We start from the raw sequence: 25979 nt of genomic DNA, 5'->3' as shown, positions 1-25979 counted from the left end.
CGATGACGTATACGTAAAAGAGAGAGGATATACCGGCATGACGCCGGTATGAAAAATAGATTAGTTCAGTATATTACCGGGAATGAACCACTCACGACGTGAGTTCAGCAGATCCTGCGTACTCATCACTTTTTTACCCGCAGGCTGCAACTCTTGGATATTCAAGATACCTGCGGCTGTTGCCACCTGAATACCCTGCTTGTCTGCCTGTATGATTGTGCCAGGCTGTGAGTCATGTGCTTTGGCTATAACCTCAGCTTTCCAGACTTTTATCGGTTGTTCATCTACGCTGAAATAGCTTACTGGCCAAGGATTAAAAGCTCGAATACAGCGCTCGAGTTGCTCGGCGGATAACTGCCAGTTTAAGCGAGCTTCTTCTTTGCTAAGCTTTTCTGCATAGGTTGCAAGGGCGTCATTTTGCGCTTCAGCGACAATGTTGCTGGTTGCAAGTTGTTCCAACGTTTCCAATAAGCCACGTGGCCCCAACTCAGCAAGTTTATCGTACAACGTCGCGCTGGTATCTTGTGGCAGGATGGGGCACGAAATTTTGTGCAGCATTGCGCCAGTATCGAGCCCAACGTCCATTTGCATGATCGTCACGCCGGTTTCACTATCCCCAGCCCATAATGCACGTTGGATAGGCGCAGCACCGCGCCAAAGAGGTAACAGAGAACCGTGTACATTAATGCAACCGAGGCGCGGCATAGATAACACCGGCTGTGGCAGAATTAATCCATAGGCGACAACGACCATAATATCGGCGCCTAACGTCTCAACCATTGCCTGATTTTCTACCGGTCGCAGGGATTTCGGCTGGAAAACGGGGATGCTATGTTGTTCTGCCAGTACTTTTACCGGGCTTGGCGTGAGCTTGTTGCCTCTACCGGACGGGCGGTCAGGCTGAGTGAAAACGCCCACGATCTCGTGCCCTGATGATAAAAGCGCGTCAAGGTGACGCGCTGCAAAGTCAGGGGTTCCGGCAAAGATGATGCGTAAAGAATCAGACACGGTGCTTCCTGTCAGGGTGAAAATTATTGGGCTCGGCTATTCTGTTTAGCCAGCTTTTCCAGTTTTTGACGAATGCGCTGGCGTTTAAGCGGGGAAAGGTAATCGATAAACAATTTCCCAACTAAGTGATCCATTTCATGCTGAATGCAAATGGCAAGTAGCTCGCTTGCTTCAAGTTCGAACACGTTACCTTCACGATCCAATGCTCGCACTTTTACATGCTCTGCACGAGGAACCAGTGCACGTGTTTCAGGGATCGACAAGCAACCCTCTTCGATACCCGTATCACCGCTCTTTTCAATCAGCTCTGGATTGATCAGCACTAACCGTTGGTCTCGTTCTTCAGAGACGTCAATCACAATAATACGCTGGTGAATATCCACTTGTGTTGCGGCTAGTCCAATACCTTCTTCTTCGTACATGGTATCGAACATATCATCCACGATACGTTGAATATCTGCATTGACTTCTTTTACGGGTTGCGCAGTAATGCGCAGCCGCTCGTCTGGGAAATGTAATACCTGCAAAACTGACATATATGTTTAGATCTGTATCTGAATAGTGAAAGAGTCTTAGCGTACATTCTAGACATTTCCGGCCTCGATTGACAGCATCAGCACCGAATTGCACGACTTATCTGAACATAGCAGAATAAGGGACGCTGATGCTATCAACGGAAATTTGGCTACGTATGACGGGCGTACGGCATCTGGGAATCAGGCGTAGTCGAGCTATTGCCAGAAAGCTTATTGATCTAAACGATTTAGATAACAATATGTTGAGCGTATTAGGCCTGTCCCCTGCTCAAATATCTCAGTTCTGGGCTTATGATCCTAATGTGTTGGAGGAGACTCTCAACTGGCTGTCGTCTCCTAATCACCATATTGTGACGTGCGAAGATGTACTGTATCCCTTTCTGTTGAGCAATATTCGTGATTTTCCGCTGTTGCTTTTTGTTTCTGGTTCTCCTGAATTATTGGCATCGCCACAAATATCGATCGTGGGTAGCCGAGGTAATAGCGCTTACGGCGAACGCTGGGGATGTTTTTTTGCACAGGAATTTGCGGCAAATGAACTGACGGTGACCAGTGGGTTAGCGATTGGTATTGACGGTATCGCTCATCGGGCTGCCTTGGATGCAGGGGGGAAAACGATAGCCGTGCTGGGGAGCGGGCTGGAGAATATTTATCCCAAGCGTCACGCCAAGCTTGCTGAACGTATTTGTGACGATGGCGGCACACTGGTTTCTGAATTCCCCCTCGCTATGCCGCCTTTTCCAACCAACTTCCCCAGAAGAAATCGCATCATTAGTGGGTTAGGGCTGGGCGTCCTAGTTATCGAAGCGTCTATCCGTAGTGGGTCGCTGGTCACTGCGCGTTATGCTTTAGAGCAAGGGCGGGACATTTTTGCCTTGCCGGGAGCTATCGGTAACCCCATGACTGAGGGTACACATTGGCTGATCCAGCAAGGGGCCAGCCTGGTTACGCATCCGAAGGATATTCTTGAACAGTTGGTGAGTGAATTACAGTGGCTACCGATGGAAAGTGGGCAAACTATTTCTAACGAAGAAGAGAATGGCGAATTGCCATTTGCCGACGTGTTGGCTAACGTAGGAGATGAGGTTACACCTGTTGACGTTGTCGCTGAACGTGCCGGCCAACCTGTGCCAGAAGTAGTCACTAAGCTATTAGAACTGGAGTTAGCAGGATGGATCGCAGCAGTACCCGGCGGCTATGTCCGATTAAGGAGGGCAAGCCATGTTCGACGTACTCATGTACTTGTTTGAGAGCTACATCCACAATGAAACTGAAATGCGTGTCGATCAGGATACGTTAACTGATGACCTCACTCGCGCTGGATTCCATCGTAATGATATCTATAGCGCGTTGAGTTGGCTGGAAAAATTGGCCGATATTCAGGAAGGACAAACTGCGCCGCTTTATTTGGCGAACGATGCTCTGGCTATGCGAATCTATACGCAGGATGAGGAGCTGCGTCTGGATGCGGACTGTCGTGGATTTTTATTGTTCCTTGAGCAAATCCAGGTTCTGAATCTTGAAACGCGCGAGATGATCATCGAACGTGTGATGGCGCTGGAAACGCAGGAATTTGATCTGGAAGATCTGAAGTGGGTTATTCTCATGGTGCTTTTCAATGTTCCCGGTTGTGAGAATGCCTATCAGCAAATGGAAGAATTACTTTTTGAGGTCAATGACGGTTATGTGCAATAGCCAGAGGAATAACGGTTCGAATGGCTAAACCTGAATTGTTTACTGAAAAAAAACAGGAAATATGCCCAGACTGTGGGTCAGTGCTGGTTATCCGTTCTGGTCGGCACGGCCCATTCCTTGGCTGTTCTACGTATCCGGAATGTGGTTTCATTCGCCCGCTTAAAGCGCAGGCTGATGGACATATTGTCAAAGTGTTGGATGGACAGCAATGCCCGCTTTGTCAGTCGACATTGGTGCTACGGCAAGGCCGTTATGGGATGTTCATCGGCTGCGGTAATTATCCTGAGTGCAATCATACCGAGACTATCGATCGCCCTGATGAAACGGCGATTCGATGTCCACAGTGTAATGAAGGCACGCTGCTACAGCGTAAGTCTCGCTACGGTAAGGTGTTTCATTCTTGCGATCGTTATCCCGATTGCCAGTTTGCGTTAAACCATAAACCGATAGCGGGTGAATGCCCCTCTTGCCATTATGCTTTATTGTTTGAGAAGAAGACGGCACAAGGCACCAAGCTATTTTGTGCCAGTAAATTATGCGGAAAACCAATAGCGACAGAAGTTGATAAGAATGAGTGATGTCTCTGATGAACTAATGATTCCTGTTTTGCGGGAATTACATAATGAGCAGGTGATTGCGTACCCGACTGAAGCCGTATTTGGGTTGGGATGTGACCCTGATAGTGAAGTAGCGGTTAACCGCTTGCTGGCGTTAAAACAACGCCCTTGGCAAAAAGGTCTGATCCTGATTGCAGCAGATTTTAGTCAACTAGCGCCTTATATTGATGACAGCGTGTTATCTGACGAGCAGAAGGGCGTGATGTTTTCTACATGGCCAGGTCCAGTTACGTGGGTATTACCTGCAAAACAGACGACGCCGAAGTGGTTAACGGGGCAATTTTCTTCGCTTGCAGTACGCGTTAGTGACCATCCATTAGTCAAGGAGCTGTGCCAGCGTTACGGTAAACCGTTAGTGTCAACCAGTGCCAATTTAAGTGGGCAACTCCCTTGTCGCACTGCTCAGGACGTATTGCAGCAGTTTGGCGACAGTTTTCCTGTGCTGTGTGGGAACGTCGGCGGAAGAATGAATCCATCAGAAATCAGGGATGTACTAACAGGCGAGCTCATTCGTCAGGGCTAACGGTAAGTTGGAGGGGAACGTGTCTGAAGTAACGTCTTTTGCAGTTTTTGGTAATCCGATTGCGCATAGTAAATCGCCTCGCATACATGAGTTATTTGCTGCACAGACGGGGATAACGCTGACATATCAACGTGTGTTAGTGCCTCTGGATCATTTTGAGCCGCAGCTGCGTCAGTATTTTCGCGATGGTGCTGGTGGTGCAAATGTCACTGCGCCCTTTAAAGAGAGGGCTTTTGCCGAAGCTGATGAGCGTAGCGAATCTGCGGCGCGCGCAGGTGCGGTGAATACATTGAAGAGGCTGAGTGACGGACGCCTATTTGGTGATAATACAGATGGCATCGGTTTGCTCAGCGATCTGCAACGGCTGGCGCTGGTGAAGCCGCTGGATCGTGTTTTGCTAGTGGGGGCGGGCGGTGCAGCGCGGGGGGTTATCCAACCCTTACTGGCTTATGGCTGCACAGTTGTGCTGACGAATAGGACATTCTCTAAAGCTGATGCTTTAGCTAAGGCCTTCTGTGATATTGGCGATATTCAAGCGGTTGCTCTCGACGATTTACATGGTCAGTTTTTCGATCTAGTCATTAACGCAACCTCTTCTGGTATGTACGATAGTATTCCTAACTTACCGCCAGAACTCATTTCTCCAAAAACGTGTTGCTATGACATGTTTTACCTGCCGCAACTGACACCCTTTTTGTCATGGTGCGTACAGCATGGCGCTACCCATTATGCCGATGGTTTGGGAATGCTAGTGGGACAAGCGGCACATGCGTTCAAACTTTGGCATGGTGTGATGCCGGACGTGGAGCCCGTGATTGCTTTACTGAAGCAGGAGCTCGCGAAGTGAACCAAGCGATCCAGTTCCCAGATCGTGAAAGTTGGGATGATAAGATAATGGCGATCCGTTTCCCTGTTTTAGTGAATGGCTTTCAGCAGGAATGCCTGATAAGTGCTGAATGTCTTCAGCACCGTTACGGGGGAGATAGCCCTGAACAGTGGCTGGCACTGTTCAGGGAATATAGATGGGATCTTGAAGACGAATTTGAAAAAATGATTGTTGCTGAAGAATGGGATGATGAGGGGTGTTACTCATTATCCTGAGCAAGGTATTCATCTTTCCAACGAACATAGTTATTTGCTGAGTAAACCAGCCCCTCTATTTCTTCTTGTGTCAGTGGCCGAATCTTTTTAACTGGGCTGCCAAGGTATAGATGTCCTTTCTCTAGACGTTTTCCAGGAGGGACCAAGCTACCCGCACCGATCATGACATCATCCTCAATAATGGCACCATCCAGAAGTATTGAACCCATTCCCACCAAAACCCTATTTCCTATTTGGCAACCGTGCAGCATCGCTTTATGGCCTACAGTAACGTCTTCGCCAATAATAAGTGGATTACCTTCCGGTTTTTTCTCTGAGCAGTGGGTGATATGAAGCACTGCTCCGTCCTGAATATTACTCCTTGCACCAATCGTGATGTAGTTAACATCACCGCGTATGGCGACAAGAGGCCAAATACCGACGTCATCGCCTAGTGTTACCTTGCCAATCACCACGCTAGAATGATCGACCATGACTCTTTCACCTAAAATAGGAGAAATACCGTTATAACGACGGAATGTTTTTGCACTCATCGATAACCTCGCAGTTATTTAGTTGCCACACGCTGATTATTCGCATTAACAGACAAAATATCGACAGATATGCCGCGGCGGCAACTGAAAAATAACGCAGATCGCGTAAGATCTCATCGAAAGGGTCGAAAAACGCGCGAACAGAAAAAAAGATCAAGAAAGTTGTTGTGCAACGAAAACAGATCCCTATAATGCGCCTCCATCGACACGGCGCTGTGAACACACAACCGGGTCGATAAAGAAAGAGAAAACGCTTTAAAATAAACGTTGACTCTGAAGGTGGAAAGCGTAACATACGCCACCTCGCGAAGCGGTTAAGACCGCAACGCACTGCTCTTTAACAATATAATCAGACAATCTGTGTGGGCACTCACAAGACCGTATCTTAACGATATAAAAAAGTCTTGAAGAGTGAACAACAGTAAATTCATTACGAATAAACAGTTTTAATTCTTTGAGCATCGCTGACGAGTTCAGCAAATCAAACAAATCTTAAATTGAAGAGTTTGATCATGGCTCAGATTGAACGCTGGCGGCAGGCCTAACACATGCAAGTCGAGCGGTAGCACAGGGGAGCTTGCTCCCTGGGTGACGAGCGGCGGACGGGTGAGTAATGTCTGGGAAACTGCCTGATGGAGGGGGATAACTACTGGAAACGGTAGCTAATACCGCATAACGTCTTCGGACCAAAGAGGGGGACCTTCGGGCCTCTTGCCATCGGATGTGCCCAGATGGGATTAGCTAGTAGGTGAGGTAATGGCTCACCTAGGCGACGATCCCTAGCTGGTCTGAGAGGATGACCAGCCACACTGGAACTGAGACACGGTCCAGACTCCTACGGGAGGCAGCAGTGGGGAATATTGCACAATGGGCGCAAGCCTGATGCAGCCATGCCGCGTGTGTGAAGAAGGCCTTCGGGTTGTAAAGCACTTTCAGCGGGGAGGAAGGCGGTGAGATTAATACTCTCATCGATTGACGTTACCCGCAGAAGAAGCACCGGCTAACTCCGTGCCAGCAGCCGCGGTAATACGGAGGGTGCAAGCGTTAATCGGAATGACTGGGCGTAAAGCGCACGCAGGCGGTCTGTTAAGTTGGATGTGAAATCCCCGGGCTTAACCTGGGAACTGCATTCAAAACTGACAGGCTAGAGTCTTGTAGAGGGGGGTAGAATTCCAGGTGTAGCGGTGAAATGCGTAGAGATCTGGAGGAATACCGGTGGCGAAGGCGGCCCCCTGGACAAAGACTGACGCTCAGGTGCGAAAGCGTGGGGAGCAAACAGGATTAGATACCCTGGTAGTCCACGCTGTAAACGATGTCGATTTGGAGGTTGTGCCCTTGAGGCGTGGCTTCCGGAGCTAACGCGTTAAATCGACCGCCTGGGGAGTACGGCCGCAAGGTTAAAACTCAAATGAATTGACGGGGGCCCGCACAAGCGGTGGAGCATGTGGTTTAATTCGATGCAACGCGAAGAACCTTACCTACTCTTGACATCCAGAGAATTTGCTAGAGATAGCTTAGTGCCTTCGGGAACTCTGAGACAGGTGCTGCATGGCTGTCGTCAGCTCGTGTTGTGAAATGTTGGGTTAAGTCCCGCAACGAGCGCAACCCTTATCCTTTGTTGCCAGCGAGTAATGTCGGGAACTCAAAGGAGACTGCCGGTGATAAACCGGAGGAAGGTGGGGATGACGTCAAGTCATCATGGCCCTTACGAGTAGGGCTACACACGTGCTACAATGGCGTATACAAAGAGAAGCGACCTCGCGAGAGCAAGCGGACCTCATAAAGTACGTCGTAGTCCGGATTGAGTCTGCAACTCGACTCCATGAAGTCGGAATCGCTAGTAATCGTAGATCAGAATGCTACGGTGAATACGTTCCCGGGCCTTGTACACACCGCCCGTCACACCATGGGAGTGGGTTGCAAAAGAAGTAGGTAGCTTAACCTTCGGGAGGGCGCTTACCACTTTGTGATTCATGACTGGGGTGAAGTCGTAACAAGGTAACCGTAGGGGAACCTGCGGTTGGATCACCTCCTTACCAAGAAGATGTGCGTTAAGTGAAGTGCTCACACAGATTGTCTGATGAAAATAACGAGCAGAAATACCTTAATAGGCTTGTAGCTCAGGTGGTTAGAGCGCACCCTGATAAGGGTGAGGTCGGTGGTTCAAGTCCACTCAGGCCTACCAACTCTTCCATGAGTGGTATCTAAGGTAACTGTAAGTAGCGATGGGGTTATAGCTCAGCTGGGAGAGCGCCTGCCTTGCACGCAGGAGGTCTGCGGTTCGATCCCGCATAGCTCCACCATAACTACTCGTTATGATAAAAAAACATCAGAGTGTACCTGTTTGGGTGCACTGCGATGTTTTGCTCTTTAACAATCTGGAACAAGCTGAAAATTGAAACATGACAGCTGAACATGCATGACGGCCTTCGGGTGTGTCGTGGTGAATCAGTCTGTCAATGAGTCTCTCAAATAATCGCAGCGCGATGATGAATCGAAAGAGACATCTTCGGGTTGTGAGGTTAAGCGACTAAGCGTACACGGTGGATGCCTAGGCAGTCAGAGGCGATGAAGGGCGTGCTAATCTGCGATAAGCGTCGGTAAGCTGATATGAAGCGTTATACCCGACGATACCCGAATGGGGAAACCCAGTGTGTTTCGACACACTATCATTATGTGAATACATAGCGTAATGAGGCGAACCGGGGGAACTGAAACATCTCAGTACCCCGAGGAAAAGAAATCAACCGAGATTCCCCTAGTAGCGGCGAGCGAACGGGGAGGAGCCCAGAACCTGAATCAGTTTGTGTGTTAGTGGAAGCGTCTGGAAAGTCGCACAGTAAAGGGTGATAGTCCCGTACACAAAATGCACAAGTTGTGAGTTCGATGAGTAGGGCGGGACACGTGACATCCTGTCTGAATATGGGGACCATCCTCCAAGGCTAAATACTCCTGACTGACCGATAGTGAACCAGTACCGTGAGGGAAAGGCGAAAAGAACCCCGGCGAGGGGAGTGAAATAGAACCTGAAACCGTGTACGTACAAGCAGTGGGAGCCTACTTGTTAGGTGACTGCGTACCTTTTGTATAATGGGTCAGCGACTTATATTCTGTAGCAAGGTTAACCGAATAGGGGAGCCGCAGGGAAACCGAGTCTTAACTGGGCGTTAAGTTGCAGGGTATAGACCCGAAACCCGGTGATCAGCCATGGGCAGGTTGAAGGTTGGGTAACACTAACTGGAGGACCGAACCGACTAATGTTGAAAAATTAGCGGATGACTTGTGGCTGGGGTGAAAGGCCAATCAAACCGGGAGATAGCTGGTTCTCCCGAAAGCTATTTAGGTAGCGCCTCGTGAATTCATCTTCGGGGTAGAGCACTGTTTCGGCTAGGGGTCATCCCGACTTACCAACCCGATGCAAACTACGAATACCGAAGAATGTTATCACGGGAGACACACGGCGGGTGCTAACGTTCGTCGTGAAGAGGGAAACAACCCAGACCGCCAGCTAAGGTCCCAAAGTCATGGTTAAGTGGGAAACGATGTGGGAAGGCATAGACAGCCAGGATGTTGGCTTAGAAGCAGCCATCATTTAAAGAAAGCGTAATAGCTCACTGGTCGAGTCGGCCTGCGCGGAAGATGTAACGGGCTAAACCATGCACCGAAGCTGCGGCAGCGACGCTTAGGCGTTGTTGGGTAGGGGAGCGTTCTGTAAGCCGTTGAAGGTGGCCTGTGAGGGTTGCTGGAGGTATCAGAAGTGCGAATGCTGACATAAGTAACGATAATGCGGGTGAAAACCCGCACGCCGGAAGACCAAGGGTTCCTGTCCAACGTTAATCGGGGCAGGGTGAGTCGACCCTAAGGCGAGGCTGAAAAGCGTAGTCGATGGGAAACAGGTTAATATTCCTGTACTCGGTGTTACTGCGAAGGGGGGACGGAGAAAGCTAGGTTATCCGGGCGACGGTTGTCCCGGTTTAAGCGTGAAGGTGGGTGACTTAGGTAAATCCGGGTCATCGTTAACACTGAGGCGTGATGACGAGTCACTACGGTGATGAAGTAACCAATGCTACGCTTCCAGGAAAAGCCTCTAAGCTCCAGGTAACATCAAATCGTACCCCAAACCGACACAGGTGGTCAGGTAGAGAATACTCAGGCGCTTGAGAGAACTCGGGTGAAGGAACTAGGCAAAATGGTGCCGTAACTTCGGAGAAGGCACGCTGGCGCGTAGGTGAAGTCCCTTGCGGATGGAGCTGAAGCCAGTCGCAGATACCAGCTGGCTGCAACTGTTTAATAAAAACACAGCACTGTGCAAACACGAAAGTGGACGTATACGGTGTGACGCCTGCCCGGTGCCGGAAGGTTAATTGATGGGGTCAGCCGCAAGGCGAAGCTCTTGATCGAAGCCCCGGTAAACGGCGGCCGTAACTATAACGGTCCTAAGGTAGCGAAATTCCTTGTCGGGTAAGTTCCGACCTGCACGAATGGCGTAATGATGGCCAGGCTGTCTCCACCCGAGACTCAGTGAAATTGAACTCGCTGTGAAGATGCAGTGTACCCGCGGCAAGACGGAAAGACCCCGTGAACCTTTACTATAGCTTGACACTGAACCTTGAGCCTTGATGTGTAGGATAGGTGGGAGGCTTTGAAGTGTGGACGCCAGTCTGCGTGGAGCCAACCTTGAAATACCACCCTTTAATGTTTGATGTTCTAACGTAGGCCCGTAATCCGGGTTGCGGACAGTGTCTGGTGGGTAGTTTGACTGGGGCGGTCTCCTCCCAAAGCGTAACGGAGGAGCACGAAGGTTAGCTAATCCTGGTCGGACATCAGGAGGTTAGTGCAAAGGCATAAGCTAGCTTGACTGCGAGAGTGACAGCTCGAGCAGGTGCGAAAGCAGGTCTTAGTGATCCGGTGGTTCTGAATGGAAGGGCCATCGCTCAACGGATAAAAGGTACTCCGGGGATAACAGGCTGATACCGCCCAAGAGTTCATATCGACGGCGGTGTTTGGCACCTCGATGTCGGCTCATCACATCCTGGGGCTGAAGTAGGTCCCAAGGGTATGGCTGTTCGCCATTTAAAGTGGTACGCGAGCTGGGTTTAGAACGTCGTGAGACAGTTCGGTCCCTATCTGCCGTGGGCGTTGGAAGATTGAGAGGGGTTGCTCCTAGTACGAGAGGACCGGAGTGAACGCACCACTGGTGTACGGGTTGTGATGCCAATTGCATTGCCCGGTAGCTAAGTGCGGAAGAGATAACCGCTGAAAGCATCTAAGCGGGAAACTTGCCTCGAGATGAGTCTTCCCTGGACACTTGATGTCCCTGAAGGGCCGTTGAAGACGACGACGTAGATAGGCTGGGTGTGTAAGCGTAGCGATACGTTGAGCTAACCAGTACTAATGACCCGAGAGGCTTAACCTTACAACACCGAAGGTGTTTTGTGGGTGATGAAAGACTCATAGAGAACGATATTCAGCTTGTTCGAAGATTGGTTCTGATGGTTGTGCGATACAAAGAAAGTAGAGCATAACGGTTGGAATGAAACAGAATTTGCCTGGCGGCGATAGCGCGGTGGTCCCACCTGACCCCATGCCGAACTCAGAAGTGAAACGCCGTAGCGCCGATGGTAGTGTGGGGCTTCCCCATGTGAGAGTAGGGAACTGCCAGGCATCAAATAAGTGGAAAGCCCCTGTCGAAAGACAGGGGCTTTTTGCTATGGTTTTATCTGCAATCGATTTCCTCACTGTTTGCACATAGAGATCACTAGGAATAAGAAATATAGGGAAATAAATGACGATCTTATATATCCAGATTCGTAAGAACAAAATGGTTGTGCGTAATCCTGAAACACACCAAGAGCTAGGCGATTCCAGTCAGGTTTTCAGTAATACACGTCTACTGGTCGCTGATTTTTTTCGTGCAGAGAAGGTGCTTAAAGATTTAGCCCGAAAATTAATAAAACGTAACTGGTTTAAATTTGGTCAGGATGTACTTGTCATTCATGCGCTTGAAATGAATGACGGTGGGCTGTCTCAGGTTGAGCAACGTATTCTTCAGGAAATAACGGTTTCCACTTCACCAAGAGCTCGGCTAGTTATGATCGAAAATGATCGAGTATTGGCCGATGCGGAAGTTATTGAACAAGCAAGGAAAAATAGATAAAGCGCATAACGTTTTTTTAGGCACAGTGAAACATTTTCACCTTATGCGTTGAGCACTCGACATTAGTACAAAAACTCGCTATCTTCGGGCATCTGGATGTCTAAACGTTTAAACGTATGCTTTGAGGATATAAGGTTATGCCAATTCGGGTTCCTGATGAGTTACCAGCCGTTAATTTTCTGCGTAATGAGAACGTCTTTGTCATGACGTCCTCGCGTGCTAAAACGCAGGAGATTCGTCCACTCAAAGTGCTGGTTCTGAACCTGATGCCTAAGAAGATCGAGACTGAAAACCAGTTTCTACGCCTGTTATCCAATTCTCCCCTACAGATCGATATCCAACTGCTGCGCATCGATAGCCGAGAGTCAAAGAATACGCCAACTGAGCATTTGAATAATTTCTACTGCAATTTTGACGATATTCAGGACGAAAATTTTGATGGTTTGATTGTTACCGGTGCCCCGCTGGGGCTCGTCGATTTCTGCGATGTTGTGTATTGGCCGCAGATCGCACGTGTCATCGAGTGGGCAAAAGAACATGTCACATCCACATTATTCGTGTGCTGGGCTGTACAGGCGGCTCTCAATATCCTCTACGGCATTCCGAAGATGACCCGAAAGGAAAAGCTGTCTGGCGTTTACTTGCATCAGACGTTACAACCCCATGCTTTGCTGACCCGCGGCTTTGACGAAACGTTCCTGGCCCCACATTCGCGTTATGCAGATTTTCCGGCTGATGTGATTCGGCAGCACACGGATTTGGATATTCTGGTTGAGTCGGAGCAGGCCGGCGCTTACCTGTTTGCCAGTAAAGATAAACGTCTGGCGTTCGTTACCGGACATCCTGAGTATGACGTTCTGACGCTGGCAGGAGAGTTTTTCCGTGATAGCGATGCCGGATTAGATCCAGCGGTTCCGGTTAACTATTTTCCGGATGACAATCCTGAATTGGCACCGAAAGCGAGCTGGCGTAGCCACGGACATCTGCTTTTTGTTAACTGGCTAAATTATTATGTTTACCAGATTACGCCTTACGATTTGCGCAAAATGAACCCTACACTCGACTAGCTCCCATCTTGATCTTTTTCTCTGAGGCACCGTTAAAGGTGCCTTTCTTTTTCGTACTGAAGCATTCCATTCCCGTTAGTTAGTGAAAGTTATTTCTTTTCCTTTTTAATCTTAATCTTCAATTTTATCATGTGCTTAAATTTGTTTTTCCATAAAAATGGAAATTGTTTTTGATTTTTGTTTTTATTGCATTACGCTTAATTCTGTCGGCTAAGAAATGTACATGCTGTTTTTTGCCGACCTAGCGGTTGTTGATGAATGAAGCGGAATCTGAAAAGGAACCACGAATGATGCAGCAGACGATAAACAGAGAATTGGCATTTAGTCAGCGTTTTGGCGAAGGTGAGAAGCACATTCTTACTGAAGAGGCGGTTAATTTCTTAGCGGAGTTGGTCGCACATTTTACGCCAGCACGTAATCAATTACTTGCTGAACGGCAGGTGCAGCAGCGCAATATCGATCAGGGAAAGCTGCCAGATTTTATTTCAGAAACGGCTTCCATTCGAAATAAAGCATGGACGATACGCGGTATTCCCGATGACCTTCAGGATCGCCGCGTTGAAATTACTGGCCCGGTTGAGCGGAAGATGGTGATCAACGCATTGAATGCCAATGTGAAAGTTTTCATGGCGGACTTTGAGGATTCGCTATCACCGGGATGGGAAAAGGTGATTGATGGGCAAATCAACTTACGCGATGCCGTACGCGGTACGATTTCCTATATCAATGAAACAGGAAAAATCTACCAACTGAAACCCAACCCTGCTGTATTGATTTGTCGGGTACGCGGGCTGCATTTGCCTGAAAAACACGTGTCCTGGCAGGGGGAAGCCATTCCCGGTAGCCTGTTTGATTTCGCGCTGTATTTTTTCCACAACTATCAGGAATTGCTCAAGAAAGGTAGCGGCCCCTATTTCTATTTGCCAAAGACACAGTCATGGCAGGAAGCGGCCTGGTGGAACGATGTCTTCTGCTATACGGAAGATCGTTTTGACCTTCCGCGTGGGACGATCAAAGCAACGGTATTGATTGAAACACTGCCTGCCGTTTTCCAGATGGACGAAATCCTCTACCACTTACGCGATCATATCGTCGGGTTGAACTGTGGTCGTTGGGATTATATTTTCAGTTATATCAAAACATTAAAGAACCACAGCGATCGTGTTCTGCCCGATCGCCAGTCGGTGACGATGGAAAAACCCTTCCTCAGTGCTTACTCGCGTTTGTTAATCGAAACCTGTCATCGGCGGGGGGCATTCGCCATGGGCGGAATGGCAGCGTTCATTCCGAGTAAGGATGCGGAACGCAATAACTGGGTGCTGGATAAGGTACGTAAAGATAAAGAGCTGGAGGCTCACAATGGTCATGATGGCACCTGGGTGGCGCATCCAGGGTTAGCGGATGCGGTGATGGACGTGTTCGACCGGGCGTTAGGTGAGCGCAAAAACCAGCTCGATATTCGCCGTGAACAGGATGCATCCATTCGCGCAGAGGAACTGCTGGAACCCTGTCCGGGAGAGCGTACGGAAATCGGTATGCGCGCGAATATCCGCGTTGCCGTGCAGTACATCGAAGCGTGGATATCTGGCAATGGCTGCGTCCCGATTTATGGGCTGATGGAGGACGCGGCGACGGCAGAAATTTCCCGTACCTCAATCTGGCAGTGGATTCGTCATGGTAAGACGTTGAGCGATGGTCGTGTGATCACCAAAGCGCTATTCCGCCAGATGTTGGCCGAAGAGATGTTTGTGATTCAGGAAGAATTAGGTGATGCCCGTTTTAGCGGAGGGCGTTTTGGTGAAGCTGCCCGGCTGATGGAGCAAATTACTACGCAAGATGAACTGATCGATTTCCTGACATTACCCGGCTACGCATTGCTTGATTAATCCTGATTGATAATAAAAAGGAACCTCTGCTATGACGACCTCTCGTACCCAACAAGTCCAGCATATCGAAAAAGAGTGGAAAACCGCCCGCTGGGAAGGTATTACGCGCCCCTACAGCGCAGAAGATGTGATTAACCTACGTGGATCGGTGAACCCGGAATGTACGCTCGCGCAGCTCGGCGCGGCGAGGTTATGGCGCCTGCTGCACGGCGAGGCCCGTAAAGGCTATGTTAACTGTCTGGGGGCGCTGACGGGCGGACAAGCTTTACAGCAGGCTAAAGCCGGCATTGAAGCGATTTACCTTTCCGGCTGGCAGGTGGCTGCGGATGCCAATTTGGCGTCCAGCATGTATCCCGATCAGTCGCTCTACCCGGCAAACTCGGTGCCTGCGGTGATCGAACGCATCAATAACACGTTTCGGCGTGCCGATCAGATTCAGTGGGCGAATCATATTGAGCCGGGCGACAAGCGCCATACCGACTACTTCCTGCCGATTGTGGCGGATGCAGAGGCGGGATTCGGCGGCGTGCTTAACGCATTTGAGCTAATGAAATCGATGATTGAAGTGGGGGCGGCGGCAGTTCACTTTGAGGATCAACTGGCATCGGCGAAGAAATGTGGACACATGGGTGGCAAGGTGCTGGTTCCCACGCAGGAAGCCGTTCAGAAGCTGGTCGCGGCGCGGCTGGCGGCGGATGTCATGGGCGTGCCGACCTTACTGGTTGCGCGAACCGATGCGGATGCAGCGGATTTACTGACGTCTGACTGCGATGAATATGACCGTGATTTCATCACTGGAGAACGTACGGTGGAAGGCTTCTATCGTACGCGCGCCGGGATTGAACAGGCGATCAGCCGTGGGCTAGCCTACGCACCTTATGCGGATTTAGTGTGGTGCGAAACGTCGACGCCAGATTTATCGCTGGCGCGTCGTTTTGCCGAAGCCATCCACGCGAAGTTTCCCGGCAAACTGCTGGCGTACAACTGTTCGCCCTCCTTTAACTGGAAGAAGAATCTGGATGACAGCACGATTGCGCGTTTTCAGGATGAGCTGTCGGCAATGGGCTACAAGTATCAATTCATTACGCTGGCTGGCATCCACAGCATGTGGTTCAACATGTTTGACCTGGCGCATGCTTATGCACAGGGCGAAGGGATGCGGCACTACGTAGAAAAAGTGCAGCAGCCTGAATTTGAGGCGATTAAAGACGGCTATACCTTCTCATCACATCAGCAGGAGGTGGGGACGGGCTATTTTGATAAGGTGACGAACATCATTCAGGGAGGCGAGTCTTCAGTGACGGCGCTGACGGGATCGACGGAAGAACAGCAGTTCTGATCCTGCCCGGTCAGCGTTCAACTGGCCGGGTTTCATCTGGAGATCATGATGACGCGTGACCTTGAAAAGCTGGTGGCGCAGACGATCCTGCAAGGGTTTGATGCGCAATATGGACGTTTTCTCGAAGTAACGGCTGGCGCGCAGCAGCGTTTTGAACAGGCTGACTGGTCTGCCGTACAGCAGGCAATGAAACAGCGTATTCATCTATACGATCACCATGTTGGGCTGGTGGTCGCACAGTTGCGCTGTATTACCGGTATCCGTTGTGATGATGCGGATTTTCTGGCACGGGTGAAGCATATCTACACCCGCTTACTGCCGGATTATCCACGTTTCGAGATTGCTGAGAGTTTCTTTAACTCCGTCTATTGTCGGCTATTTAATCATCGGGAGCTGACGCCCGATAAACTGTTTGTTTTCAGTTCTCAACCAGAGCAGCGCTTTCATGAGATTCCCCGTCCGATTGCCAAGACGTTTGTGCCCACGGATGGCTGGCAAAGCATGTTGGAAAAGTTGTTGGGTGACGTGCCGCTGCGTTTACCGTGGGAAGATTTGCCGCGTGATATTGCCTATATCATTGCGTATTTACAGCGTACTTTCTCGGCGGAGCAGCTTGCTCAGTCTACGTTACAGGTAGCGAATGAGCTGTTTTATCGCAACAAAGCAGCCTGGTTGGTGGGGAAACTGTCGCTGCCTGACGGTTTTTTTCCGTTCCTGCTACCGATTCATCACAATGAACGCGGTGCGCTATTTATTGATACCTGCTTAACCAGTCAATCAGACGCCAGCATCGTGTTCGGTTTCGCCCGCTCTTACTTCATGGTCTATGCCCCGTTGCCGTCCGCGCTGGTGGCCTGGCTGCGCGACATTTTGCCGGGGAAAACGACGGCGGAGCTTTATCTGGCTATTGGCTGTCAGAAACACAGTAAAACCGAGTATTACCGTGAATATTTGCACTACATTGCCGAATCAGAAGAGCAGTTCATTATCGCTCCCGGCGTGAAAGGCATGGTGATGCTGGTATTTACGCTACCTTTTTTCGATCGCGTATTTAAGGTCATCAAAGATCGTTTTGCGCCGCAGAAAGAGGTGAGTGCGGAGCGGGTCATGGCGTGCTATCAACTGGTGAAAGAGCACGATCGCGTTGGGCGCATGGCGGATACGCAGGAATATGAAAATTTCGTCATCGATAAGCACCGAATCAGCTCGGAACTACTGGATGAACTTTGGCGTGAGGTACCTGATAAGCTGGAGGATCTGGGCGATCGGCTGGTGATCCGTCATCTGTACATGGAACGCCGGATGACGCCACTGAACCTCTATCTGGAACAGGCAAACGCACAGCAGTTGCACGATGTGATTGAAGAGTATGGCAATGCTATCAAACAACTGGCAGCGGCGAATATTTTCCCCGGTGATATGTTGTTTAAGAACTTCGGCGTCACGCGCCATGGGCGGGTCGTGTTTTATGACTACGATGAGATCTGCTACATGACTGAGGTAAATTTTCGCAAGATTCCGCCGCCGCGTTACCCGGAGGACGAGTTGGCCGCTGAGCCGTGGTACAGCGTTGCACCGAATGATGTGTTTCCTGAAGAGTTTCCGCATTTCCTGTGCAGTGATCGTCACATTCGTACGCTGTTTGAGGAAATGCACGGCGATCTGTTTTGTGCGGATTACTGGCGCGCATTACAGCAGCGCATCAGGGAAGGTCATATCGAGGATGTTTACGCCTACCGACGCCGCAAGCGTTTTAGCCAGCGTGCTGATCCGCGATACACAACTGCTGAGAATGATTCTGGCTTTTGTCGTAATCCGGCATAATTTAGCCGGAAAGCCTGGGTACACAGGGCGGCGGCGATTGAGTAACCGTGTTGCCGGTCAAGCATTTTAATGGGGCGTCATCGCATAATTTTTGTCATATGGCCGCTGCGTATGCAGCACGCCATAACACAGATGAACCAGTTTCCTCATCGCCGCCCCTATCGCCACCATCTTCGCTTTTCCTTTTAGCCGCAGTCTTTCATAGAGGGCTTTCACATGACTGTTCCAACTGATAGCCGCTATGGCTCCCATATATAGTTTTGCCCGGATACCCGGCGGACCTATTTTCGACAGTCTGGCCCTGCCACACACCGAGGTGCCTGAACGATGTTCAACCGGGATAACTCCCAGGTACGCCGCCACCTGTTCCGCGCTCCTGAAGTTATTGCCCCGGATGATGGCTAACATATTCCACCCGATTTGCTCTCCAACTCCATCAATCGATTGCAGAAGTTTCAGGTCATTTTTTAGCCCAGGATGCTTATCTATATGCTCCGCTATCAGGCGTTCAATCCTTGCCAGCTCATTCTTCAAATTTCGCTCAATCGACTCCAGCGAGGTCAGGACTTCTTCTGGGGCCGTGGTGGATTTTAACGTGCTCAGTCGATTTTCTATGCGTTGTTTATCATTCAGCAGACTATCCCTGTGCTGTAACAAGACTTTGAGTTTCCTTATTTCTTGAGAAGGCGGGAGCCAGTTTTCTGGTTGTTTCAGGCAGCCATAACAGGCAAGCACATAAGCATCAACCTTATCCGTTTTAGTCAATATCCCCATTCCTTTGGCGAATTCACGCACCCGATGCGGGTTTATCACGGACACCAGAATACCAGCCTGATGGAGACCATAGGCCAGGTGTTCGTGATAAATCCCAGTGGCTTCCATGATGATATGAGCCTGACTCGGGTCACATTTTTGCAGGATTAACCATCGAGCCAAAGCCTGTGCTGAGTTGGGGTCATTGGGTAAAACTTTCGTCTTCCGTTTACCTTTAATGCCATCAACCAATAAGCACACATCGATAAAACGTTTACTGATATCAATGCCGATGTAATACATAATGTCCCCCTTTCACTGAAGCCGTCACGCCCGTTCCGCTTGTACATTCAGAGTCAGTGCTCTAGGTAACCGTTCAATGTTAATGCTGGCGTGAAAGGTGAAACAGAGGGCTTAAACTCAATCGCAAGGTTGATAGCCTTAGCGCCCTGCGGAAGCTCACTCTGTTTCATGTAGTGATAGCTAATCACTACATGAGAAAGATACAAGCGCCCTGTGTCGGGCGCGTGCTACGAGGTAGCATGAAAATAACGACATCATCGCGCACGAAACCTCCCAGAGTCTGCATAAACATGCACCTGAAAGGCCTGACGAGAAATACCCTTTATTCATAGCCCACTGTATTCCTGCATGACTTGTTTGGCGGCTTTGATCACCAGCGCGCCGAGTTCTGTGACGCGGTCGTCCGTGATGCGAGATACGGGGCCAGAGATGGAAATGGCGGCGAAGGCTTCCTGATGTTCATCCAGAATACAGGCCGCGATACAGCGTAGCCCCAGCGCATGCTCTTCGTCATCGAACGAATACCCCTGCTTGCGAATCAACAAGAGATTTTCTTTCAGCGCTTGTGGCGAACTGAACGTGTGTGGCGTGTAGCCATGCAGCCCTTTCTTGTGCAGTAGTTGGGTAACTTGAGCATCGGGTAAATGCGCCAGAAATGCTTTTCCGGCACCCGAAGCATGCATCGGTAATTTACCGCCGATGGGGGCGGACATACGCATCAGCGCTGTACATTGAACCTGATCGATGATGATCGCCTGACTATCCGTCTGATCGAGAACGGCCAGATTGACCGTCTCGCCTGAATCTTCCATTAATTTGCGTAATATCGGATGCACAATCGCTAACAGGTTGCGGCTTTGCAGAAAGCTACTGCCGACGATAAAGGCGTGCGATGCGATCGTCCATAGCCCCAGATCGCCAACCTGACGCACAAAGCCCTGCTGCTGCATAGTGGTGAGCAGGCGGTGGGTGGTGGAATTCGGTAAACCGGCCTGTTGAGCGAGATCGGTTAGCGCCACGCTGCCGTTGGCTTTGGCGATATACTCAAGCAGCGTCAGGCCACGGGTCAGTGACTGAACCTGCCCGGTTGGCTGTGCAGCGTTTCCCGCGCTGGCTCTGGGTTTTTTCCCGCGTTTAGCTGGCTCTGGTGGCGTCATGGCGTCGATTCCTTTTTGTAGTAATGGAATTGATTTTCGTTTTTTTACCGCAGAATGCAACTCTTCTTTCGCTGTGTTTTTTATCGGCAAATTACCTGAAAAAGTCTCACGCTACACCGCGTTAGCCTGCTCATAACTTATGCTAGGATAGACGCAATATATATCGTATTTATTGGCCGGGAATGGGGTTCGCGTGAGTAATCGGGTAGACGAATTGCAGCGTCAGTTGGCGCAACGCATCATGGTGCTGGATGGTGGTATGGGTACTATGATTCAGGGTTATCGCCTGCAGGAAGCAGATTATCGCGGCGAGCGCTTTGCCGACTGGCCGAGCGATGTGAAGGGAAATAACGATCTGCTGGTGCTGACCAAACCGCAGGTGATTAGTGAAATTCACGACGCCTATCTGGAAGCCGGTGCTGATATTCTCGAAACCAACACCTTCAACGCCACCACGATTGCGATGGCGGACTATGATATGGAATCGCTGTCGGCGGAAATTAATACCGTCGCCGCCCGGTTGGCGCGTGCCAGCGCGGATAAATGGACAGCATTAACACCAGATAAGCCTCGCTATGTTGCTGGCGTTCTCGGTCCGACGAACCGCACTGCGTCGATCTCCCCCGATGTTAACGATCCGGCTTTTCGTAACGTCAGTTTTGATCAACTGGTAGAGGCGTACCGCGAATCGACTCGCGCACTGATCGCGGGTGGCGTCGATCTGATCATGATCGAAACCATTTTCGACACGTTGAATGCTAAAGCGGCGAGTTTCGCAGTCGAAAGTGAATTTGAGGCGTTAGGGATTGTTTTGCCGGTGATGATCTCCGGTACGATCACAGATGCGTCAGGACGTACGTTGTCCGGCCAAACCACGGAAGCCTTTTACAACTCTCTGCGTCATTCCCGCCCACTTTCCTTCGGTCTGAACTGTGCATTGGGGCCGGATGAGCTGCGTCAGTATGTCGCCGAGCTATCGCGTATTTCAGAATGCTATGTGAGCGCACACCCGAATGCGGGGCTACCTAACGCCTTCGGGGAATACGATCTCGATCCAGCAGATATGGCGAAACATATCGGTGAATGGGCGCGATCGGGTTTTCTGAATATCGTCGGTGGCTGCTGTGGATCGACGCCTGCACACATTGCTGCGATGGCGAAAGTGGTGGAAGGTGTGCCGCCGCGCACGCTGCCGGAGATCCCGGTAGCTTGCCGTTTATCCGGTCTTGAACCGCTGATTATCGATGCTAATACCCTGTTTGTTAACGTGGGGGAACGGACGAACGTTACCGGCTCTGCGCGCTTTAAACGTCTGATCAAAGAAGAAAAATACAACGAAGCGCTGGATGTTGCCCGTCAGCAGGTGGAAAGCGGTGCGCAGATCATCGATATCAACATGGATGAGGGCATGCTGGATGCAGAGGCGGCGATGATCCGCTTCCTGAATCTGATTGCCGGTGAACCTGATATTGCCCGAGTGCCGATTATGATCGACTCCTCAAAGTGGGATGTGGTTGAGAAAGGGCTTAAATGCATTCAGGGAAAAGGGATTGTTAACTCGATCTCCATGAAGGAAGGTGTGGAGACCTTTATTCACCACGCTAAGCTGGTGCGGCGCTATGGCGCTGCCGTGGTGGTGATGGCTTTTGATGAAGTCGGACAGGCAGATACCCGCGCACGTAAAATTGAAATTTGTAGCCGAGCTTATCGCATCCTGACGGAAGAAGTCGGCTTCCCGCCGGAAGACATCATTTTTGACCCGAATATTTTCGCGGTGGCAACGGGGATCGACGAACACAACAACTACGCGGTGGATTTCATCGAAGCCTGCGCCGATATCAAGGCGCAGCTGCCGCACGCGATGATCTCTGGCGGCGTGTCCAATGTGTCGTTCTCATTTCGCGGTAACGATCTGGTACGTGAGGCGATCCACGCCGTCTTCCTGTATTACGCGATCCGCAATGGTATGGACATGGGGATCGTGAACGCCAGTCAGTTGGCGATCTATGACGATCTTCCTATTGAGTTGCGCGATGCGGTAGAGGACGTGATCCTCAACCGCCGCAGCGATGCCACCGAGCGCATGCTCGAACTGGCGGAAAAATACCGCGGTAGCAAAACAGAAGATGAAGGCAGTAAAACACAGGCGGAGTGGCGTGGCTGGGACGTGAAGAAACGTCTGGAGTATTCGCTGGTTAAAGGCATTACCGAGTTTATCGAACTGGATACGGAAGAAGCGCGTCAGCAGGCGTCACGACCGATTGAAGTGATCGAAGGTCCGTTGATGGACGGTATGAACGTGGTCGGCGACCTATTCGGTGCAGGTAAAATGTTTTTGCCGCAGGTGGTGAAATCTGCGCGTGTGATGAAGCAGGCTGTGGCCTACCTCGAACCTTATATTGAAGCCAGTAAAGACAAAGGCTCGTCCGCAGGGAAAATCCTGCTGGCGACGGTAAAAGGCGACGTTCACGACATCGGTAAGAATATCGTCGGCGTGGTGCTGCAATGTAACAATTACGAGATTATCGATCTGGGCGTGATGGTTCCGACGGATAAAATCCTGAAAACCGCACGCGAAGAGAATGTCGATATCATTGGGCTATCCGGGCTGATTACGCCGTCGCTGGATGAAATGGTTAACGTGGCGAAAGAGATGGAGCGTCAGGGCTTTACGCTGCCGCTGTTGATTGGCGGTGCGACGACCTCTAAAGCGCATACTGCCGTGAAGATTGAGCAGAACTACAGTGGCCCGACCGTCTACGTGCAGAATGCCTCACGCTCTGTCGGCGTGGTATCGGCTTTGCTGTCCAGTACACAGTACGATGACTTTGTTGCGCGTACCCGCAAAGAGTACGAAACCGTGCGTATTCAGCACGCGCGTAAAAAACCGAGAACGCCGCCGGTGACGCTGGAAGCGGCGCGCGCTAACGCCTCGGATCTGGATTGGGAAAATTATACGCCGCCAGTTGTGCATCGTCTGGGCGTTCAGGAAGTGACAGCCAGCATTGAAACGCTGCGCAATTACATCGACTGGACGCCGTTCTTTATGACCTGGTCGCTGGCGGGGAAATATCCTCGTATTCTGGAAGATGAGGTAGTAGGTGAAGAGGCCAAACGCCTGTTCACCGATGCCAACGCAATGTTGGACGACTTGTCTGCGCGCGGTGCGCTGAACCCTCGTGGTGTGGTGGGTTTATTCCCGGCGAACCGCGTTGGCGATGACGTGGTGATTTATACCGATGAACGTCGCGAAACGGTGCTGTCAGTCAGCCATCATCTGCGTCAACAAACGGAAAAAACCGACTTCCCGAACTACTGCTTGTCCGACTTTGTGGCGCCGAAGTCCAGCGGCAAGCCGGATTATCTCGGTGCCTTTGCGGTGACTGGTGGGCTGGAAGAGGATACGTTGGCCGATCTGTGGGAAGCTCAGCATGATGATTACAACAAGATCATGGTGAAGGCGATTTCTGACCGTCTGGCGGAAGCCTTTGCGGAATACCTGCACGAACGCGTGCGTAAAGTTTACTGGGGCTATGCGCCGAATGAGAACCTCAGTAATGAGCTGCTGATCCGTGAGAATTATCAGGGGATTCGCCCTGCGCCGGGCTACCCTGCTTGTCCAGACCATACGGAGAAAGTACAAATCTGGCAGTTGCTGGATGTGGAAAAACATACTGGCATGAAACTCACCGAATCCTATGCCATGTGGCCAGGTGCGTCGGTATCCGGCTGGTATTTCAGCCATCCTGACAGCAAATACTTTGCGGTCGCACAAATCCAGCACGATCAGGTAGAGGATTACGCGATACGCAAAGGTATGGAAGTGAGTGACGTTGAGCGCTGGCTGGCACCAAATCTCGGCTATGATGCTGATTAAATTGCGACCTAAGTCGAGTATGACAACATCAACCTTGGAGAGGTTGTCATCTCAACTATGTCAGTGAGGGGGCGTTTCGTGCGTGATAGACCACATTATTTCTCTGTGGCACTAGCGCCACGCCCGCTCAGGGCGCTCAATCGCCGCTGCCCTGAGAACCCAGGCTTTCTGGCGAAATTATACCGCTGCGCGGTTCCTTCGGCATTCGAGAACGCTAATCGTGCCGCTAGTGACGCGCTCCCGGCGCGGCACTAGCTTTCGCAGCGTCCATGCTGCTCACACGGCGTCCTCGTACGCCTCAGTATAATTTTTAACGCCAGTTGAAAAACAAAACTGATTAGCTCGTGGATGTTTTCTGCTTCTAAACCTGTCATCACATGAAACTCATTATGATGAGAATAGTTATCAGTCTTATTGATGCGTCTGTCTCGCAATGATAAGGTGATTAACAGTCTCTGCGGCGAATATGTCGCTGCGTCTCACGCTATGTCCGTTAATCGCAGGCCTGATTCTGGGCGTTAAACAGGATGAGGGTATCTTCCCGCTTATGCTAAAACGACTCTTTTCCATAGAGGATTTCTTTGATATCGGTGAACGCTACGGGATTGATTACCACTTCCCGCAGTTGTCGTCTTGCCGCGATCGCATGAAAGAAAAGCGCATCGTGGTGCAGGGTGATGTCGAAGAGATGACGCTGTCTTCCGGTATTTGCCTGACGAACTCCAATGTACGCGTGTTGCAGCCTTACGAATCGACGTCTTTGCACTGCTGTCCGTTTTATACGCTGGTGGTGCTGGAAGGATGTGTCGCGCTGCGCCTGAATGGTAAAGAGTTTGTTGTGCGCTCTGGCATGGCATTCAGTACCCAACTGGGCGATCGGCTAGTCATGAACGCGAGCCACCTTGCTGACCATCATCTTCGTACCGTGTCTTTGGGGATTTTTCCCGCGACTTCCGCTTTGGAGCCGCAGTTGAGCTTGTTGTTGAACGAATGGGAACAGAGCGGTAATCCGACATTTTTATGGCAGGTTCCTGGCTATTTGTTGTCTGGTTTACAGCATGCGCTGGAAAATACCCTGCCGGGTTTATCGCGCCAGCTCATGCTGGAAGGCGTGATGCTGCAACTGCTGGGACATGGTCTGTCATTCGGACAATGTGGGGGAGAGCGGCGTATGTTGCCCCCGCCCGGCGAACAGGAGCGATTGGATAATGTGCGGCGACGTCTGGCGCAACAGCCTGAAAAAGAGTACACCCTCAATGAGCTGGCGCAGCTGGCCGCGATGAGCAGCAGTAGCCTGCGTACCAAATTTCGTCAAGCATATGGTCATTCCGTCTTTGACTACCTGCGTGACTGCCGATTAGAACTGTCCCGCCGCTATTTGGCGCAGGGATACAGCGTTCAGCAAGCCGCCTGGATGTCGGGCTACCAGCACGCGACTAACTTCGCCACGGCTTTCCGGCGACGTTACGGTATTGCGCCGAGCGATGCGCGCATACCCAGCTAGCCCTTCCTTGTCTTAATCGATGCATTGCTCCTTGCTTACGCCAGGTATTGTCACTTTGCTACCTGTCCAGCGTCTTTCCGCAGAGTTCCCATTTTGTCA

At 50.6% G+C, this 25979-nt stretch carries 18 protein-coding genes, 2 tRNA genes and 3 rRNA genes; 18 read left to right on the top strand and 5 right to left on the bottom strand.

Annotated features, from left to right (window positions below):
• Window positions 1–60: 60 nt before the first annotated feature.
• A complete protein-coding gene (gene fmt / locus E2566_RS19095) occupies window positions 61–1008 on the bottom strand; it encodes a methionyl-tRNA formyltransferase (protein ID WP_107168835.1) in 948 nt (315 codons plus the stop codon).
• A 23-nt stretch (window positions 1009–1031) separates the two neighbouring features.
• Window positions 1032–1544, bottom strand: a complete 513-nt coding sequence (def, locus tag E2566_RS19090) for a peptide deformylase (protein WP_107168834.1) — start codon at window positions 1542–1544, stop codon at window positions 1032–1034.
• Window positions 1545–1672: 128 nt separating this feature from the next.
• Here def and dprA point away from each other — a divergent pair, with 128 nt between their 5' ends.
• The 6 genes from dprA to E2566_RS19060 are packed head-to-tail and all read left to right on the top strand — an operon-like array spanning window position 1673 to window position 5480.
• Entirely contained in the window at window positions 1673–2794 is a 1122-nt protein-coding gene (dprA, locus tag E2566_RS19085; protein ID WP_107168833.1) for a DNA-protecting protein DprA, read from the top strand.
• Window positions 2766–3239 carry a DUF494 family protein gene (locus tag E2566_RS19080; RefSeq protein WP_107168832.1) on the top strand — a complete coding sequence of 158 codons (474 nt, stop codon included), beginning with the start codon at window positions 2766–2768 and terminating at the stop codon, window positions 3237–3239. Before dprA ends, E2566_RS19080 begins: the two co-directional genes overlap by 29 nt.
• A gap of 20 nt (window positions 3240–3259) precedes the next feature.
• Complete coding sequence (locus E2566_RS19075; protein ID WP_107168831.1) at window positions 3260–3817, top strand: DNA topoisomerase family protein; 558 nt, start codon at window positions 3260–3262, stop codon at window positions 3815–3817.
• Window positions 3810–4379 (top strand): L-threonylcarbamoyladenylate synthase type 1 TsaC, encoded by a 570-nt coding sequence (gene tsaC, locus E2566_RS19070; protein ID WP_107168830.1) that lies wholly within the window; start codon window positions 3810–3812, stop codon window positions 4377–4379. The genes E2566_RS19075 and tsaC overlap by 8 nt, the downstream gene beginning before the upstream one ends.
• Before the next feature lie 19 nt (window positions 4380–4398).
• Window positions 4399–5226: a shikimate dehydrogenase gene (gene aroE, locus E2566_RS19065; RefSeq protein WP_107168829.1), complete on the top strand. Its 828-nt coding sequence runs from the start codon at window positions 4399–4401 to the stop codon at window positions 5224–5226.
• Window positions 5223–5480 carry a DUF1488 family protein gene (locus tag E2566_RS19060; RefSeq protein ID WP_107168828.1) on the top strand — a complete coding sequence of 86 codons (258 nt, stop codon included), beginning with the start codon at window positions 5223–5225 and terminating at the stop codon, window positions 5478–5480. The genes aroE and E2566_RS19060 overlap by 4 nt, the downstream gene beginning before the upstream one ends.
• On the opposite strand, the gene E2566_RS19055 is transcribed toward E2566_RS19060, so the two are convergent.
• Window positions 5465–6013, bottom strand: coding sequence for a gamma carbonic anhydrase family protein (locus E2566_RS19055; protein ID WP_107168827.1), 549 nt, complete (start codon window positions 6011–6013; stop codon window positions 5465–5467). The two genes, E2566_RS19060 and E2566_RS19055, sit on opposite strands and share 16 nt — an antisense overlap.
• Window positions 6014–6507: 494 nt before the next feature.
• Here E2566_RS19055 and E2566_RS19050 point away from each other — a divergent pair.
• From E2566_RS19050 to aceK, 10 genes are all read left to right on the top strand, one after another.
• Window positions 6508–8049, top strand: a 16S ribosomal RNA gene (locus E2566_RS19050).
• Window positions 8050–8122: 73 nt separating this feature from the next.
• Window positions 8123–8198: transfer RNA gene (locus tag E2566_RS19045), tRNA-OTHER, on the top strand.
• A 42-nt stretch (window positions 8199–8240) separates the two neighbouring features.
• Window positions 8241–8316 (top strand) — tRNA-Ala (locus E2566_RS19040).
• A gap of 217 nt (window positions 8317–8533) precedes the next feature.
• Window positions 8534–11429, top strand: a 23S ribosomal RNA gene (locus tag E2566_RS19035).
• A 132-nt stretch (window positions 11430–11561) separates the two neighbouring features.
• Window positions 11562–11677: ribosomal RNA gene (rrf, locus tag E2566_RS19030) — 5S ribosomal RNA — on the top strand.
• Together the 16S, 23S and 5S rRNA genes with 2 tRNA genes alongside form the textbook arrangement of a ribosomal RNA operon.
• A 121-nt stretch (window positions 11678–11798) precedes the next feature.
• The gene (locus tag E2566_RS19025; protein ID WP_107171169.1) at window positions 11799–12170 is read left to right on the top strand and encodes a YjaA family stress response protein; all 372 of its coding nucleotides are present in this window, start codon (window positions 11799–11801) and stop codon (window positions 12168–12170) included.
• A 137-nt stretch (window positions 12171–12307) separates the two neighbouring features.
• Window positions 12308–13237, top strand: a complete 930-nt coding sequence (gene metA / locus E2566_RS19020) for a homoserine O-acetyltransferase MetA (protein ID WP_107171168.1) — start codon at window positions 12308–12310, stop codon at window positions 13235–13237.
• Window positions 13238–13524: 287 nt separating this feature from the next.
• Window positions 13525–15123 (top strand): malate synthase A, encoded by a 1599-nt coding sequence (gene aceB / locus E2566_RS19015; protein ID WP_107171167.1) that lies wholly within the window; start codon window positions 13525–13527, stop codon window positions 15121–15123.
• Window positions 15124–15154: 31 nt separating this feature from the next.
• Entirely contained in the window at window positions 15155–16462 is a 1308-nt protein-coding gene (aceA, locus tag E2566_RS19010) for an isocitrate lyase (RefSeq protein WP_107171166.1), read from the top strand.
• A 48-nt stretch (window positions 16463–16510) separates the two neighbouring features.
• Entirely contained in the window at window positions 16511–18286 is a 1776-nt protein-coding gene (aceK, locus tag E2566_RS19005; RefSeq protein ID WP_107171165.1) for a bifunctional isocitrate dehydrogenase kinase/phosphatase, read from the top strand.
• Between the two features lie 66 nt (window positions 18287–18352).
• Here aceK and E2566_RS19000 read toward each other — a convergent pair whose 3' ends face one another.
• The gene (locus tag E2566_RS19000) at window positions 18353–19342 is read right to left on the bottom strand and encodes an IS110 family RNA-guided transposase (protein ID WP_107168428.1); all 990 of its coding nucleotides are present in this window, start codon (window positions 19340–19342) and stop codon (window positions 18353–18355) included.
• Window positions 19343–19668: 326 nt separating this feature from the next.
• Window positions 19669–20499, bottom strand: coding sequence for a glyoxylate bypass operon transcriptional repressor IclR (gene iclR / locus E2566_RS18995; RefSeq protein WP_107168444.1), 831 nt, complete (start codon window positions 20497–20499; stop codon window positions 19669–19671).
• Between the two features lie 193 nt (window positions 20500–20692).
• Here iclR and metH point away from each other — a divergent pair, with 193 nt between their 5' ends.
• Window positions 20693–24376 carry a methionine synthase gene (gene metH / locus E2566_RS18990; RefSeq protein WP_107168443.1) on the top strand — a complete coding sequence of 1228 codons (3684 nt, stop codon included), beginning with the start codon at window positions 20693–20695 and terminating at the stop codon, window positions 24374–24376.
• A 547-nt stretch (window positions 24377–24923) separates the two neighbouring features.
• Window positions 24924–25880 (top strand): helix-turn-helix transcriptional regulator, encoded by a 957-nt coding sequence (locus E2566_RS18985; protein ID WP_107168446.1) that lies wholly within the window; start codon window positions 24924–24926, stop codon window positions 25878–25880.
• The last annotated feature ends 99 nt before the right edge of the window (window positions 25881–25979 follow it).

The sequence above is a fragment of the Pectobacterium punjabense genome, assembly GCF_012427845.1.
Lineage (GTDB): Bacteria > Pseudomonadota > Gammaproteobacteria > Enterobacterales > Enterobacteriaceae > Pectobacterium > Pectobacterium punjabense.
The sequence above is the reverse complement of the archived record's forward strand: the minus strand, read 5'-3'. Positions and strand labels throughout refer to the sequence as shown.

What these genes read in the sequence shown, in the direction of transcription:
- def (WP_107168834.1), bottom strand. Translation starts at nt 1,544, where the DNA reads ATGTCAGTTTTGCAGGTATTACATTTCCCAGACGAGCGGCTGCGCATT.
- dprA (WP_107168833.1), top strand. Translation starts at nt 1,673, where the DNA reads ATGCTATCAACGGAAATTTGGCTACGTATGACGGGCGTACGGCATCTG.
- E2566_RS19080 (WP_107168832.1), top strand. Translation starts at nt 2,766, where the DNA reads ATGTTCGACGTACTCATGTACTTGTTTGAGAGCTACATCCACAATGAA.
- E2566_RS19075 (WP_107168831.1), top strand. Translation starts at nt 3,260, where the DNA reads ATGGCTAAACCTGAATTGTTTACTGAAAAAAAACAGGAAATATGCCCA.
- tsaC (WP_107168830.1), top strand. Translation starts at nt 3,810, where the DNA reads ATGAGTGATGTCTCTGATGAACTAATGATTCCTGTTTTGCGGGAATTA.
- E2566_RS19055 (WP_107168827.1), bottom strand. Translation starts at nt 6,013, where the DNA reads ATGAGTGCAAAAACATTCCGTCGTTATAACGGTATTTCTCCTATTTTA.
- E2566_RS19025 (WP_107171169.1), top strand. Translation starts at nt 11,799, where the DNA reads ATGACGATCTTATATATCCAGATTCGTAAGAACAAAATGGTTGTGCGT.
- metA (WP_107171168.1), top strand. Translation starts at nt 12,308, where the DNA reads ATGCCAATTCGGGTTCCTGATGAGTTACCAGCCGTTAATTTTCTGCGT.
- aceB (WP_107171167.1), top strand. Translation starts at nt 13,525, where the DNA reads ATGATGCAGCAGACGATAAACAGAGAATTGGCATTTAGTCAGCGTTTT.
- aceA (WP_107171166.1), top strand. Translation starts at nt 15,155, where the DNA reads ATGACGACCTCTCGTACCCAACAAGTCCAGCATATCGAAAAAGAGTGG.
- aceK (WP_107171165.1), top strand. Translation starts at nt 16,511, where the DNA reads ATGACGCGTGACCTTGAAAAGCTGGTGGCGCAGACGATCCTGCAAGGG.
- E2566_RS19000 (WP_107168428.1), bottom strand. Translation starts at nt 19,342, where the DNA reads ATGTATTACATCGGCATTGATATCAGTAAACGTTTTATCGATGTGTGC.
- iclR (WP_107168444.1), bottom strand. Translation starts at nt 20,499, where the DNA reads ATGACGCCACCAGAGCCAGCTAAACGCGGGAAAAAACCCAGAGCCAGC.
- E2566_RS18985 (WP_107168446.1), top strand. Translation starts at nt 24,924, where the DNA reads ATGCTAAAACGACTCTTTTCCATAGAGGATTTCTTTGATATCGGTGAA.